The sequence below is a fragment of the Methylomonas methanica genome (assembly GCF_001644035.1).
Classification (GTDB): domain Bacteria; phylum Pseudomonadota; class Gammaproteobacteria; order Methylococcales; family Methylomonadaceae; genus Methylomonas; species Methylomonas methanica_A.
The window spans coordinates 1-13,341 of the sequence record NZ_LUUG01000059.1 but is presented as its reverse complement, the minus strand read 5'-3'; the positions used below and the strand labels follow the sequence as shown (position 1 = coordinate 13,341).

The 13,341-nt window shown below is 52.2% G+C and carries 14 protein-coding genes; 9 read left to right on the top strand and 5 right to left on the bottom strand.

The features are described 5' to 3' along the window. The first annotated feature begins 2 nt into the window (after positions 1-2). A complete protein-coding gene (locus tag A1332_RS08300) occupies positions 3-467 on the top strand; it encodes a DUF1249 domain-containing protein (protein WP_064008034.1) in 465 nt (154 codons plus the stop codon). Here the strand turns inward: A1332_RS08300 and recQ are convergent. After that, the gene (gene recQ, locus A1332_RS08295) at positions 436-2,568 is read right to left on the bottom strand and encodes a DNA helicase RecQ (protein ID WP_064008033.1); all 2,133 of its coding nucleotides are present in this window, start codon (positions 2,566-2,568) and stop codon (positions 436-438) included. The two genes, A1332_RS08300 and recQ, sit on opposite strands and share 32 nt — an antisense overlap. A gap of 111 nt (positions 2,569-2,679) precedes the next feature. On the opposite strand from recQ, the gene A1332_RS08290 reads away from it, so the two are divergent. The 6 genes from A1332_RS08290 to A1332_RS08265 all read left to right on the top strand — a co-directional run bounded on the left by A1332_RS08290 (position 2,680) and on the right by A1332_RS08265 (position 6,729). Then, positions 2,680-2,922, top strand: coding sequence for a type II toxin-antitoxin system CcdA family antitoxin (locus tag A1332_RS08290; RefSeq protein ID WP_064008032.1), 243 nt, complete (start codon positions 2,680-2,682; stop codon positions 2,920-2,922). After that, the gene (locus A1332_RS08285; protein ID WP_064008031.1) at positions 2,922-3,233 is read left to right on the top strand and encodes a CcdB family protein; all 312 of its coding nucleotides are present in this window, start codon (positions 2,922-2,924) and stop codon (positions 3,231-3,233) included. The genes A1332_RS08290 and A1332_RS08285 overlap by 1 nt, the downstream gene beginning before the upstream one ends. A gap of 110 nt (positions 3,234-3,343) precedes the next feature. Next, positions 3,344-4,930: a glutamate--cysteine ligase gene (gene gshA, locus A1332_RS08280; RefSeq protein ID WP_064008030.1), complete on the top strand. Its 1,587-nt coding sequence runs from the start codon at positions 3,344-3,346 to the stop codon at positions 4,928-4,930. A gap of 4 nt (positions 4,931-4,934) precedes the next feature. Continuing rightward, a complete protein-coding gene (locus A1332_RS08275) occupies positions 4,935-5,660 on the top strand; it encodes a phosphoadenylyl-sulfate reductase (protein ID WP_064008029.1) in 726 nt (241 codons plus the stop codon). A gap of 99 nt (positions 5,661-5,759) precedes the next feature. After that, entirely contained in the window at positions 5,760-6,236 is a 477-nt protein-coding gene (locus A1332_RS08270; RefSeq protein ID WP_064008028.1) for a hypothetical protein, read from the top strand. A 31-nt stretch (positions 6,237-6,267) separates the two neighbouring features. Continuing rightward, positions 6,268-6,729, top strand: a complete 462-nt coding sequence (locus tag A1332_RS08265) for a hypothetical protein (protein WP_064008027.1) — start codon at positions 6,268-6,270, stop codon at positions 6,727-6,729. Positions 6,730-6,866: 137 nt separating this feature from the next. Here A1332_RS08265 and A1332_RS08260 read toward each other — a convergent pair whose 3' ends face one another. Next, a complete protein-coding gene (locus A1332_RS08260; RefSeq protein WP_064008026.1) occupies positions 6,867-7,355 on the bottom strand; it encodes a peroxiredoxin in 489 nt (162 codons plus the stop codon). 680 nt (positions 7,356-8,035) lie between these two features. Between A1332_RS08260 and A1332_RS08250 the strand changes: the two genes are divergently transcribed. Together A1332_RS08250 and A1332_RS08245 are read left to right on the top strand one after the other, a co-directional pair. Continuing rightward, positions 8,036-8,392, top strand: coding sequence for a hypothetical protein (locus tag A1332_RS08250; RefSeq protein ID WP_064008024.1), 357 nt, complete (start codon positions 8,036-8,038; stop codon positions 8,390-8,392). Positions 8,393-8,442: 50 nt separating this feature from the next. Then, positions 8,443-8,868: a hypothetical protein gene (locus A1332_RS08245; RefSeq protein WP_064008023.1), complete on the top strand. Its 426-nt coding sequence runs from the start codon at positions 8,443-8,445 to the stop codon at positions 8,866-8,868. Positions 8,869-8,956: 88 nt separating this feature from the next. Here A1332_RS08245 and rpiA read toward each other — a convergent pair whose 3' ends face one another. The 3 genes from rpiA to A1332_RS08230 form a co-directional block, all read right to left on the bottom strand. Then, positions 8,957-9,634: a ribose-5-phosphate isomerase RpiA gene (gene rpiA, locus A1332_RS08240; RefSeq protein ID WP_064008022.1), complete on the bottom strand. Its 678-nt coding sequence runs from the start codon at positions 9,632-9,634 to the stop codon at positions 8,957-8,959. 73 nt (positions 9,635-9,707) lie between these two features. Then, positions 9,708-10,736 (bottom strand): UDP-3-O-(3-hydroxymyristoyl)glucosamine N-acyltransferase, encoded by a 1,029-nt coding sequence (gene lpxD, locus A1332_RS08235; protein ID WP_064008021.1) that lies wholly within the window; start codon positions 10,734-10,736, stop codon positions 9,708-9,710. Positions 10,737-10,744: 8 nt separating this feature from the next. Continuing rightward, a complete protein-coding gene (locus A1332_RS08230) occupies positions 10,745-12,973 on the bottom strand; it encodes a fused MFS/spermidine synthase (protein WP_064008020.1) in 2,229 nt (742 codons plus the stop codon). Between the last annotated feature and the right edge of the window lie 368 nt (positions 12,974-13,341).

The following is a 13,341-nucleotide window of genomic DNA, read 5'->3' as shown; positions in this document are numbered from 1 at the left end:
CGATGAGCCTGGTGCAACCGGTCAACACGGCACTTTGTTTGGAAAAGATCTGCGAATCCAATTATCAAAAGCTGTTCAGGCTGATTCCGAATCTGCGCTCTTTTGATAAGACCGCTGTCGGTCTGACGCAGAACAAACCCGCGCTGTATCTGGAAGTGTTGGAACGTAATCCTTACACCTTGACGATCGAACTCAGCCATTGTTTCGATCAACAGCTGTCGGAACAAATCGTGCCCGCGGTGAAGATTCGGATTTATCTGGATGCGCAATTGGCGGAAGTACTGCGCGATATCGACCGGCCAGCGGTAGACAAGGTCTATCAAAACCCCGGCAGTCTGGTGGAAATCAGGAATTACAAATGGCGCTTAAACTATTTCCTGCAAAAATGGCTGGATCATTGCCTGAAAACCGATTATCGCTTCACGCACGACAAGCTCAGCCAAGCTGCTGCTGTAAAGCCGCTCTGACGCAACGCAACACACCGTAACTGTAAGCACCACCCAGTTGCTCGTAGACCGGCTTCAAGGCATTACGTTGCTCTTCCGGCAAGCTTAACAACACCGCCTCGATTTCACTGACTTCTGCCGGCGACAAACTCAACACATCACCCAGCGCCACCAAGCCCAACTCCAGACTTTTAGCCATGTGATTGTAAATGGTGTCCTCGCTCAAACTGCGCTGCTTGGCCACTTGCTCGACGCTGTAACCCAATCGAAACAAATCCAGACTTTCCGCCACCGAGTCGGTCGCCGACGCCGGTGGTTCGTCGTCGAACTGGGCTAGCACCGCCAGAAACTCATCGCCGTATAACTCCAGCTTACGCTGACCGATGCCGGACAGCATGCTCAGTTGTAGATGATTGCGCGGCCGGGCGTCGACCATAGCCATCAACGTAGCATCGTGAAAAATCACATAGGGCGGCACATCCTGCTCGTCGGCCAACTCTTTGCGTTTGGCACGCAAGGCATTCCACAGGGCGCTGTCCGCCGCCCCGCCTGGCTGGCGTTTTTCGGTTTTCTCGCGCCGGGTTTTGGCAATTTGCACATCCTTGCGCAACATCAGGGTTTGCTCGCCGCGCAATACCGGTCGGCAGGCATCGGTCAATTTCAAACTACCGTGGCCTTCGAAATCGATTTCTACCAAGGACTTGGCAACCAATTGTCGAAACACCGAGCGCCATTGCTTCTCGTCCAGCGCTTTGCCGATCCCAAACGTCGACTGCTTATCGTGACCGAATTGGCGCATACGGTCGTCGGCTTTGCCCAGCAACACGTCGATCAAATACGTCACGCCAAAGCGCTGGCCGGTGCGATAGATGCACGACAAGGCTTGCTGCGCGGCAACGCTGCCATCCCAGGTTTCCACCGGCTCCAGGCAGGTATCGCAATTGCCGCAGCCCTCTTCTAGCACATCCCCAAAGTAAGCCAGCAAGGCCTGCCGTCGACAACTGACCATTTCGCACAAGGCCAGCATCGCATCCAGCTTATGCAATTCCACACGCTTATGCGCCTCGTCGGCATTGGAGGCACTAAGCATTTGTCGCAAGGTCAACACATCCTGCAAACCGTAAGCCATCCAGGCATTGGCGGGCAAACCGTCCCGCCCGGCCCGGCCGGTTTCCTGATAATAGGCTTCCACGCTTTTCGGTAAATCCAGATGGGCCACAAAGCGCACGTTGGGTTTGTCTATGCCCATGCCAAAGGCGATGGTAGCGACGATGATCAAACCGTCTTCCATCAAAAACTGGTGCTGATTTTTCTGCCGCTCTCGATGCTCCATGCCGGCGTGGTACGGCAGGGCTTTCAGACCTTTATCATTCAACCACTCGGCGGTTTCCTCGACTTTCTTGCGCGACAAGCAATAAACGATACCGGTATCGCCGGGATGTTCGGTGCGGATAAAGGTCAATAATTGCTGACGGGCGTTATCTTTTTGAATGATGCGATAGCGGATATTCGGCCGGTCGAAACCGCTGACAAATACTTGCGCCTGCTCCAGTGCCAGGCGGGTAATGATTTCCTGGCGGGTGCGTTCGTCGGCAGTGGCAGTTAAGGCAATCCGCGGTATTTGCGGAAATTGTTCGTGCAAAACCGACAACAACAAGTAGTCGGCACGAAAGTCATGGCCCCATTGCGACACGCAATGCGCCTCGTCTATCGCGAACAAAGCAATCTCGCAACGGGCGAACAAGGCCTGGGTTCTGACGTTGGATAGCCGCTCCGGCGCGATGTACAGCAAATCCAGCTCGCCGGCCTGCAACTTTTGCTCGATCTCGCGCACCTGCTCCAGGGTGAGCGTTGAGTTTAAATAGGCAGCTCTCACACCCACCTGATGCAAGGCGCTGACTTGATCCTGCATCAAGGCAATCAGCGGCGAAATCACGATCCCCACCCCATCCATCACCAAGGCCGGAATCTGATAACACAAGGACTTGCCGCCGCCGGTCGGCATCAACACCAACACATCCTGGCCGCCGATCAATTGCTCGATAATTTGCTGCTGCTGACCGCGAAAACTATCGTAGCCGAACACGCTACGCAGGGTTTGCAGGGCGGGGGAATGGGTCATGATGAGGATAGGGGTAATCGACTGTAAGCGAAACAAGTATGAGCGGTGCGGCTATTAAATCACAGATTGCATACGTATAATCCATGCGCAAACAATACCCGGGGACGAACCATGCGCAGCGCCTTGAATACATCCGGCAAAAAAGCCACCAACCTCAGCATCAGCACCGAGCTATTACGCCAGGCGAAAGATTATAAAATTAATCTGTCCGCCACATTGGAGCAAGCCTTGACCGAAATCGTCAAACAAAAGCAACGGCAACAGTGGTTGCAGGACAATCAGCAGGCTATCGCGCAATACAATCAACGCGTTGAAGAATGCGGCAGCTTTAGTGACGGCTTGCGAGATTTTTAATGGCGCAGTTCACGTTATACCGGAATAACAATAAGCAAACCCGTGCCAATTATCCGTATTTGCTGGATGTACAAGCCGAATTACTGCAAAGCCTAAAAACCCGTTTAGTCGTGCCGGCCATACATTCGGCAACCGGCTCGGCTATCGACAAGCTGAATCCGGTTTTCACTCTGGGTGACGAGCAATACCTGCTGCTAATGCAGCAAATGGCCGGTATTCCCGTTGCCAACCTGGGCGAAACCGCCACCGACCTGTCTTATTTGCGCACGGAAATCATCGCCGCCATTGATATTTTAATTACCGGGATTTAGCGCTTACCCCTGCAAAAACCCAGCTTACCGCTCAGCCAATTTCAATAATTCCAAAGCCAACCTATATAATGCCATGCTTACCCAAGCCGCAGCAGGCGCCCAAATCTTCTATGAACATGACTTACTGCCGACTACCCGACCGCCTCAAATACTTGATCGATCAGGATCAACAATACTTGTTAAAGCAAGGCCTGAAAGGCATCGAGAAAGAAAGCCTGCGCATTACCGAGCATGGTGAGATCGCGCAAACGCCGCATCCCAAGGCGCTGGGTTCGGCGTTGACGCACCCTTACATCACCACCGACTACTCGGAAGCGCTGCTGGAATTTATCACCCCGCCGTTTGCCGACATCCGCCAAACCCTGGATTACATGCACCAGCTCCACCAGTTCGTCTACCCGCATCTGGGCGAAGAAATGCTGCTGGCCACCAGCATGCCCTGCGGAATCGACGGCGACTTGAGCATCCCTATTGCGGAATACGGCTCGTCCAACATTGGCAAGATGAAACATGTCTACCGCAAGGGCTTATGGCACCGTTACGGCCGCACCATGCAGGCTATCGCCGGCATCCATTTCAATTATTCGGTACCGGAAGATTTATGGCCGGCCCTGCATCGGCAACGCGCCAGCGAATCCAGCCTGGAAAGCTTTATCTCCGATGCGTATTTTGGTTTGATCCGCAACTTCCACCGCCAAGGCTGGTTGATTCTGTACCTGTTCGGCGCCTCGCCGGCCATCTGCAAGACTTTCTTCAAAAGCCGTCCGCAGTTGATGGAGCAATTCAAGGAGTTTGACGAACACACCGTATTTCACCCTTATGCCACCTCGCTACGGATGAGCGACATCGGCTATAAGAGCAAGAATCAGGCGGGCTTGAAGATCGATTACAACTCACTGGACGGCTATGTAGACAGCCTGAGCGCGGCCATCAACACCCCGTATCCGGACTACGAAGCTATCGGCGTCAAGGTGGACGGCGAATACCAGCAGCTCAACGCCAACATCCTGCAAATCGAAAACGAGTTTTACAGCACCATGCGCCCCAAGCAGATCGCCAAATCCGGCGAGAAGCCAACCCTGGCTCTGAAACGGCGCGGCGTGCTGTATGTGGAAATGCGCTCGCTGGACTTGAATCTGCTGAATCCTATCGGCATCGACGAGAGTACCGCCCGCTTTGTCGAGGCATTCTTGCTGTACTGCCTGTTGCAGGACAGCCCACTGCAAGGCCCGGACGAATTCCAAATTAACAACAGCAATCAATTATTGGTCGCCAATCAAGGCCGCAAGCCCGGTTTGCAGTTGAACCGCAACGGCGAAACCGTGACGATGCAGCAATGGGCACACAGCATTCTGTACGCGATGCAACCGATCTGCGCGGTGCTGGATAGAGGCAGCCTGGAGCGTCCTTACCAACTGGCCTTACAACATCAGCTGGCGGTGGTGGACAACCCGGCGCTGACGCCGTCGGCGCGGATTCTGGCGTGCATGCGCGAAAACGGCCAGGAATTTGGCTGCTTTGCCAGCAACACCTCGGCCTTGCATAAGCATTATTTCAACGCCGAACCGCTGGACGATGAAACGCAAAGGCAGTTCGAAGATATGGCCGCCGCCTCGCTAAAAAAACAAGCCGACATTGAAGCCAACGACAAGTTGGACTTTGACGAATACTTATCCCGTTACTTTGCCCAGAGCTAAACCCATGACCGCATTCGACCTCGCCAGCGTTCAAACCGAACTGCAAGGCAAAAATCCGCGCACCGTTCTAAAAGCCGCGCTAGCCAATTTCGATAATATTGCTATCTCCTTTAGCGGTGCGGAAGACGTGGTGCTAATCGACATGGCCTTGCAAATCAGAAAAGACATTCAAGTATTTTCATTGGATACCGGCCGCCTGCATCCGGAGACTTACCGCTTCCTGGAACAAGTACGCAAGCATTACGGCATCAACATCGATATTTTGAGCCCTGATCGCGAAGCGCTTGACGCCTTTGTCAAAGAAAAAGGCCTGTTCAGTTTTTACGACGACGGCCACCAGCAATGCTGCGGCATCCGCAAGGTTGAGCCTTTGAAGCGTAAACTGGCGACGCTGGACGCCTGGATCACCGGCCAGCGCAAAGACCAAAGCCTGGATACCCGCGGCGATATTCCAGAAGTACAGCTCGACGGCGGCTTCTCCGGCCCCGGCAAACAGCTGATTAAGTTCAACCCGCTGCTGAACTGGTCATCCGCACAGGTGTGGGATTACATCGAAGCCTATCAGGTACCGTTTAATGAGCTACACAAACACGGCTACATCAGCATCGGCTGCGAGCCTTGCACCCGGCCGGTATTGCCGAATCAGCACGAGCGGGCTGGGCGTTGGTGGTGGGAAGATGCGGCGAAGAAGGAATGTGGGTTGCATGGGGGGAATGTTAAATCGGCTTGAAATTTCGAACTAATAAATCTGACTGCCAAATCGTTTTTCAACAGATTCCGGAAGGTTTTTAACGGAATATGCACCCTCTATTGCCTTAGATAAGTCGCTATGTTCGGAATTGAAATATTGGTAAAACCGGTTTTTTCTCTCGTAGGGGGATTGGTAACACACCTTCTGAAGCGCCCACATCTCAAACTTGACTGTGGCTGGCGCCATGAACCTAACGGGAACGGAATTGGAAATTTTTTGGCTCTCGCCATAAAGATTATAAACCCAGGCCATGAATCCATCTTTTTTGAACAAATTGAAGCTACCGATAATGATGGAAAAACCTTCTATCCTCTTTTCTTCTTGATTCCTAGAGGCTCAGAAGTTGCTCCACAAAGAAATCTAGTCGGTCTAATTCCTTGTGGTCACATACGACATAAAGGCATTCAAGAAATCCGCGTGATTGATGCAACAGATAACGTCTACGTCCTTAAAGGTAAGAAGCTACGGACAGCAGTTGAAGGTCTATTGAGTGAAATGAGCAGACTAGAATCACTGGGATTCACAATTCATCCGACCAGCCCACACCTGGACTGATTCAATAATTTGTAGGGTGGAGACGGTTTCTATGCCCACACGGAAATTTGGGATTTGTATCGCTATCGCGACGAAAACTTTAATGTCGGTTCTCGGACCGGCAACCGCGATACTTTTCTTTGCTTGTCAAAAGAAAAGTATCCAAAAGAAAAGACACCCGGATGCCGCTTATCTACTGCGTTGCTACGAAAACCATCCATGGTTTTCGCCCTTCGGGCCATCCGTTGGCTGTTCAAATTTGCTCCAAGCAAATTTGTCGCTTTCGCCGGGGGTTGCCAGAAGGGGCTTCCTCCCCCTTCGGCAACGCTATGCATCCTTGCATCGCTCCTTCGGGTTGTTCCCGGCGAAAGCTCCGGTAATCGGAGCGGCATACGGCAGCAAACCCGCCGCCAGCTTAAAGTTCTGGTCGGTGGACGATGAGTTTTCAATTTGGGGGGTACTGATGGATCCGGAAAAATACATCTCTGAACGGCTTGAGCAATATCAAAGCTGATATGACGCCAAGGCGGTCACAGCTAAGAGCAAATATCTGGACATGCGGTCGTGGGCAGCGGCTTAATCCCTGTGCTGGTTAATATCCGTCAGCTGTAGGTCGGGTTCGGCGTCAGCCGCAACCCGACTTATTGGTATTTACGCCTCTGCCGGCGCACTCAAACCCTTAATAATATCCAACACCGCCTGGGCATGCCCCTCATGGTTGACACCATACATGGCTTCGATCAGCTTGCCGTCTTTGCCGATGATGAACGTCGAGCGGACGATTTTCCATTTTTTCACGCCTTCTTTTTCCACTTCCTGCCAAACGCCGTAAGCTTCGCAAAGGTCGCCGGAGGTGTCTGCCAGCAGTTGCACGTTCAGGCCGTATTTGGCGATGAAGTCGCGGTGGCTTTGGCAATCGTCCTTGCTGACGCCGATGATCGCGGTGTCCTGGGCGTCAAATTCGCCGGCCAGGGCGGTGAAATCGTTGGCTTCTATCGTGCAGCCGGGGGTGTCGTCTTTGGGGTAGAAGTACAGCACGACGTTCTTTTCGTCTTTGTAGTCAGATAGATAAATCAATTTGTTGTCTTGATTGGCGGATCTAAAGAAAGGCGCTTCCTGGTTTTTTTCTAATTGTGACATGCGGTTCTCCTCTTGATTTCGGCCGGATAAACACCGGTGCTTGGGCTGTCGGCGGCCTTTGGCGGCGCCGGATTTTCACGACGCTGGGTCGTTGAAACTGAAAGGCTTTCCCCGAAAAGACAGCTTGCGGCGATTATGAACCAGGTTTCCGGCGGCATCTACCACAAAAGTGGTGGGATAAAAGGCAATCGGTTAAGGAAACTCGGGAGAAGTTGATTCCGCTGATACCTTCAAGGGCGCAACTGGTTCGACAAGCTTTCTACAGCTGCTCTAACTCTTGCATTCTCGCAGTCGACCACTAACGGAATCAATAATATACGGTTCGTCGATAACACGCCGATCAATCCGGTTTATCAATACGCAGTTTGGTTGCAGCAGCTGCTTAAAGCAAAATATCCTAGTTTGAAATGACTAATTTATACGATGAGAGGCTAAAGTGTTGCTATTAAGATAGCGATTCGATATCTTAATAAGGGGGCGAAGCTTACTCCGCTTCTGGACGATATCCTGCAACCCTTTGAGCAAGCCTTGATGAAGACGGATCATTTGGATCAACAAAAGAGTAAATGGCGCTTTATTTCCGCCGTACCTTTGTTGAATATCGGTAGTGATTGTAAAAACAGTACTTTGCATTAGAAAACGTTGAGAGCCCAAACAAACAATAACAAAGGAGACCATCAATGAAATTTAAAAACATAGCATCCCTATTTATTGCCGTCGGATTGATGTCCGCTTGTGCGACGGATAATGGCCCCAAGCCCCACAGCTGGGCAAAGGCGGTACAGACTGCTGATACCCGAGATGCGCATATGCGTCTTGCGGATCATTACGAAGATGTTGCTAAAACGCTGGATGCAGATGCGCAGGAAGAACGGGAAATGCTTGAAGAATATATGGCTAAGCCATGGAGGTATGGAAAGCGGATTCAGGATTTGAAGTCGCGAGCTGACGCTATGGTTCGTGATTTGGAGATGGCCGCTAAAGAAAGCCGGCAAATGGCGGAATACCATAGGCAGATGGCCGTGGAAGAACGCTAACCAGCCTGTTATTTACGCGTCTTTTCGAATCTAAATCTTGGAGGATTGACATGATCAGAGAGCATTTTGACTTGGTTATTGTGGGGCTCATCTCGCTGTCCATTGCCATGTATGACAGGGTGATTGATTTGTTTCTGAATGTTCTGCATCTGTGTTTCGAGCTGCTACATTTTCTGTACGAATGGTTCGAGCTAGGAATAGAACATTCCGTAGAACATTTATTTCATACGTCGCGGCACGGCAGTCAGATCATCACGTTTTATATTCTGTTACTGATCGCCGGTTTGTTGTTGTACGGCTTATGGCGGGTTATGCCGCGCCTTTGCCGGAAGTGTGTACAGTTTTTGCTGCTGGCCTGGGAGCGCCGAAAAACCGAATGCCACTATTACTGGTTGTCGCTGCCTTTGCTTAACAAAGTGAAGCTGCTTTCCACTGCTACCGGGGTTTTCAGCGTGACGTTTTATTTTATGACGTGAGGGTAAACCGCCGAATGGGTGAGAATTTACCCATTCGGCTAGGCGGTTTTTGGGGTTTGTAATTGGGAAAGGAATAAACTGTCAGCGATTAAGCCCACTGCTCTTCAACTTGGCCGTCGTGCCCGCAAAATACCGCGCGGGTCAGGCCGCTGAAAATACCGTGTTCGACAATGCCCGGAATTGCATTCAGCTGATCACTCAGAGTTTTGCCGTCCGGGGTCGATTCGAAGGTCGCGTCCAGTACTAGACTGCCGTGAGAGGTAACCACCAGCCCGTCTTGTTTGGCAGTTTGCCGCAACGACCCGTGGCCGCCAATTGCTGCGAGGCTGTGCTGCACCAAGCGCCAGGCAAATGGGCTGACTTCGATAGGAATCGGAAAATTCTCGCCGATGCGTTTGACCTTTTTACTTGCATCGATCAACACCAGAAACGAGTCGGCGGCCTTGGCCAATAACTTCTCGCGGACCAGATCGTAACCGCGGCCTTTCAGTAAAGTCAGGTCTGGAGTTACTTCGTCGGCGCCATCGACATATAAATCCAGGCCGTCGATATGCTCCATACCGAGCAGGGGCAAGCCCAGTTGTTTGGCCTTGTTGGCGCTGACTACCGAACTGGAAACCACCTTGAACTTCAGGTCTTCCTCGTTTTGCCGACGCGCCAGCGCTTCGATGAAGAAGTTGGCGGTGGAGCCTGTGCCCAGTCCCACTATCATGCCCGGTTTTACGTGTTGTACCGCGTGTTCCGCGACCCGTTGTTTGTCGTTCATGATTCGATCCTGTTGAGTTGTATAGAAATTTGCCAAGTTGTAGGGGCGATTAAAATCGCCCCTACAAGCCGGTTTACTCTTCCAGCTTGAGAACCCGAGCTTCCAGCGCCTTAAATTTTTGCATCAGCTCCGGCAGTTTTGCTAGAGCCGCTAATTCCTTCCAGGCTACTTTACGATCCTTGGCCGGGCTGCCGAACACTTGCGCACCGGGGTCGATGTCACCGGAGATACCGCTACGCGCCATCACCACCGCGCGCGCACCGATCTTCACATGATCAGCCACGCCGGTGCTGCCGGCCAGGATGGCGCCGTCTTCGATGGTGCAGGAGCCGGAGATGCCGGACTGGCCGCAGATAATCACGTTGCGGCCGACGATATTGTTGTGTCCCAGTTGCACCAGGTTGTCGATCTTGCTGCCCGCACCGATGCGGGTGGCGCCCAGTGCGCCACGGTCGATGCAGGTATTGGCGCCGATCTCGACGTTATCGTCAATTTCCACATGACCGACATGCGGCACTTTGACGTGTTGGTTGTCTCTGAATTTATAACCAAAGCCATCGGCACCGATTACCGCGCCGGCGTGGATAATCACATTGTTACCAATGATGCTGTAGTCGTAAATTACCGCGTTGGGGTGGATATGACAGTGTTTGCCGATCATCACGTGATTACCGATGCGGGCGCCGGCCTCGATGGTGCTGCTGTCGCCGATACTGCTCTGTTGGCCGATAGTAGCAAACGGCCCGACATGCACGTCATAACCTAAAGTGGACGTGTCGGCCAACACTGCATGCTCTGAAACCTGGCGTTTAAACACCGGTTCCGGATGTAGCAATTTAACCGCATTTAAAAAGCTGATTTCCGGGTCTTTACAGACCAGCAAGGTCAGGTTTTCCGGGATTTCGCCGTCTACCAGTTGCTCGGCGATAAAACAGGCAGAGGCCTTGGAATCTTTTAAATATTTTTTGTATTTGCCGTCGCTGAGGACGGTAACTTGATGGGGAAGGGCGGACATGATGTCGGCCGCAGAATTAATAAAGGTTGTCGAGTCGCCGCCCTGGGCGGTGGCGTCGCAACGCTGGGCAAGGTCCGTAATGAGCATGTACTATCCTATTTCCAAATGCCAATAATATGAGTGAAGTCGTCGGTCCAGGGTTGTAGACCAAACGTCAGCGGCAGTTTCTGCCAATGTCCCAGCCGGCTTTGCTGCAAGCGTTGCAGACGCTCGGGCTGTTTCGCAATCACCACCCAGTCGGTGGCAATGACTAGAGGGACATCGGTTTCCGGTTTAAATTCCTGCATCAAGGCGGCCAGATGCAATTCGTTAACGTGGTCGGCCAGTACTTTTTTCAAAGCCAGATGGCGGTTGGTGATATGGAACGCCAGCAAACCGGTGTCTTTCAGCTTACTAAAGTATAGCTGCAATGCCTCGCGCGTCAGTAAATGCGTGGGTACCGCGTCCGAGCTGAAGGCGTCCATGATCAACAAGTCAAAGCTGGCGTCAGCTTCCTTCAGCAGCGATTGCCGCGCATCGCCAACGATCATTTCCGCTTGTTTGTTACAGCGATTCAGGTAAGTAAACCAGGCCGGATTTTGTGCCACTTCCACCACCAGCGGGTCGATTTCGTAGAATTTCCACAGTTGGCCTTCCTTGGTATAACAGGCTAGCGCGCCAGCGCCTAAGCCCACCGCGCCGATGTGCCAGTGCCGGTTTTCACCGTCAAATTCCGCAAATAGCTGGCCGATGGGACCGGGACGGCTGTAATAGGTCAAGGGCGTGGTGACGTTGGCGGCGGTCAGGCGTTGCGCTCCGTGTTTGGTGGTGCCGTGATACAACTCGCGGACTGTTTCCGGCCGTTGGTTTTCGTCGGGGATGACAGTGTCGCGCACCGACATTACGCCAAAGAAGGTGCGCTCCTGGTAAATCGTATTGGACGCCATGCTGTGCAAGCCCAGCGTGAACAGCAAAATTACCCCGGTCAACACGCCCAAACCGATAGGGCTATGCCGCAGCGAATAACTCAAACCGGCCAGCAGAATCAGCGCGCCGCCGATCAAGTCCAGGTAGTCGAACAGCTGTTCTGTAGTGAAATAAATCGTCAGGCCGGTGATCAATACCAACACTGGGAAAATCGGCTGTAAAAACCATTTGCCGTTGAAAAAGCCTGGGCGCAGCAGCAAAGCGGCGACGATCATGATCGGATATTCATACACCGCATTAAAGATAAACGGCGCAACAAAGGTATTAAACAAACCGCCCAGCATGCCGGCGAAGGACATCACCAGATAAAAGCGGGTCAGATAGTGCGGATGCGGCCGGCTTTTGGCTAATTCGCCGTGGCACACCATCACCGCCAGGAAGAAGGCCAGCAGGTGCAGAATCAAATCCAGCCAATAGGGCAGGGTGGCCGGGTTGATGAAGGAATAGGCGATAAACACCGTCAAGACCGCCGGCTGCGCGGCCAACATCCAGGGGCGGATGCGGTCGGCCCAGGTGCTGAACACCAAAATAAAAGTCAGCAAATACAGGGTCAGCGGCACGATCCACAGCAAGGGTACAGCGGCGATGTCGGTGCTGATGAATTGGGTCAAACCTAGCAACAAGCTGGACGGCACGAAAGCCAGCGCCAGCCAGCGCAACTGCTCAAGTGTCGATGGCGGTTCAATGCCGACATCAGTTAAAACATCCTCGTCTTCCTTATCGGCTTGGCTGCGCCAAAAGCTGATCGCACAGACTAAAATCAAGGCGCACAGGCCAATATAGCCGCCGCTCCAGATCAGTCTTTGATTGGCGAGGCCCAGATTCGGCTCAATCAGAAACGGATAACTCAACAAAGCCAACAGGCTGCCGGCGTTGCTGGCTGCGTATAAATAGTAAGGATCGTCGCTACTATGATGTCCGCTATGCGAAAACCATTTTTGCAGCAGCGGCGCGGTGGTGGAGACCACAAAGAAGGGCAGGCCGATAGCTAGAAACAAAGTCCACACCAGCCATAAAGTCGGATCGCCGTCGGTCGGCGGCGCGGAATCCGGCGGCAACGCCACCGGCAGCGCAATCACGCTAAAAACCAGCAAAGCGGTATGAATTTGAATCTGCCTTTGACTGCCCAGCCGCGAACTCAGCCAATGCGCATACAAGTAGCCCAGAAACAGCAGCGTTTGGTAAAACACCATACAGGTATTCCAAACCGCCGGCGTGCCACCCAACAGCGGCAGCAACAACTTGCCGAACATCGGCTGCAACACGAACATCAGTGTGGCGCTGATAAACAGCGTGGCGGCGAATAAAATAACGGGAGAAATCAAAGATTTGGCGGTGGGTTGCGGAGTGTTATTCATTGTAATTATGCGGGTTCCGTACGTATCCTGGCCCAATGATAAAGCATTTGGCTTTTAATGTGGTTTTGGATGAGGGTGTGGGAATGCGGCATGCGACGTCAGAAGAGCTAGTTCGTCGGGGAGACGTTAGCCTTCTGTCAGCTTTTTTCCGTCAAATCGGACAGGGATGTCTATGCTTCTATCTCAGCGTTTTAGATGCGATATGGTTATGGATCCTTATGTTTCTGATTGACTTTAGTTGTTTGCTCCATTCGTTCAGTCTAAATTGTTATATAGCGTTTGAAACTGGAAGATAGTCAATAACTATAAAACCATTTATTAAAATTTATGGAAGACTAAAAATGACCTTGAGTTATAACTAAATCTGG

Excerpts from the sequence above, each read along its gene's own strand:
- A1332_RS08300 (WP_064008034.1), top strand. The coding sequence starts at position 3 with ATGAGCCTGGTGCAACCGGTCAACACGGCACTTTGTTTGGAAAAGATC.
- recQ (WP_064008033.1), bottom strand. The coding sequence starts at position 2,568 with ATGACCCATTCCCCCGCCCTGCAAACCCTGCGTAGCGTGTTCGGCTAC.
- A1332_RS08290 (WP_064008032.1), top strand. The coding sequence starts at position 2,680 with ATGCGCAGCGCCTTGAATACATCCGGCAAAAAAGCCACCAACCTCAGC.
- A1332_RS08285 (WP_064008031.1), top strand. The coding sequence starts at position 2,922 with ATGGCGCAGTTCACGTTATACCGGAATAACAATAAGCAAACCCGTGCC.
- gshA (WP_064008030.1), top strand. The coding sequence starts at position 3,344 with ATGAACATGACTTACTGCCGACTACCCGACCGCCTCAAATACTTGATC.
- A1332_RS08275 (WP_064008029.1), top strand. The coding sequence starts at position 4,935 with ATGACCGCATTCGACCTCGCCAGCGTTCAAACCGAACTGCAAGGCAAA.
- A1332_RS08270 (WP_064008028.1), top strand. The coding sequence starts at position 5,760 with ATGTTCGGAATTGAAATATTGGTAAAACCGGTTTTTTCTCTCGTAGGG.
- A1332_RS08265 (WP_064008027.1), top strand. The coding sequence starts at position 6,268 with ATGCCCACACGGAAATTTGGGATTTGTATCGCTATCGCGACGAAAACT.
- A1332_RS08260 (WP_064008026.1), bottom strand. The coding sequence starts at position 7,355 with ATGTCACAATTAGAAAAAAACCAGGAAGCGCCTTTCTTTAGATCCGCC.
- A1332_RS08250 (WP_064008024.1), top strand. The coding sequence starts at position 8,036 with ATGAAATTTAAAAACATAGCATCCCTATTTATTGCCGTCGGATTGATG.
- A1332_RS08245 (WP_064008023.1), top strand. The coding sequence starts at position 8,443 with ATGATCAGAGAGCATTTTGACTTGGTTATTGTGGGGCTCATCTCGCTG.
- rpiA (WP_064008022.1), bottom strand. The coding sequence starts at position 9,634 with ATGAACGACAAACAACGGGTCGCGGAACACGCGGTACAACACGTAAAA.
- lpxD (WP_064008021.1), bottom strand. The coding sequence starts at position 10,736 with ATGCTCATTACGGACCTTGCCCAGCGTTGCGACGCCACCGCCCAGGGC.
- A1332_RS08230 (WP_064008020.1), bottom strand. The coding sequence starts at position 12,973 with ATGAATAACACTCCGCAACCCACCGCCAAATCTTTGATTTCTCCCGTT.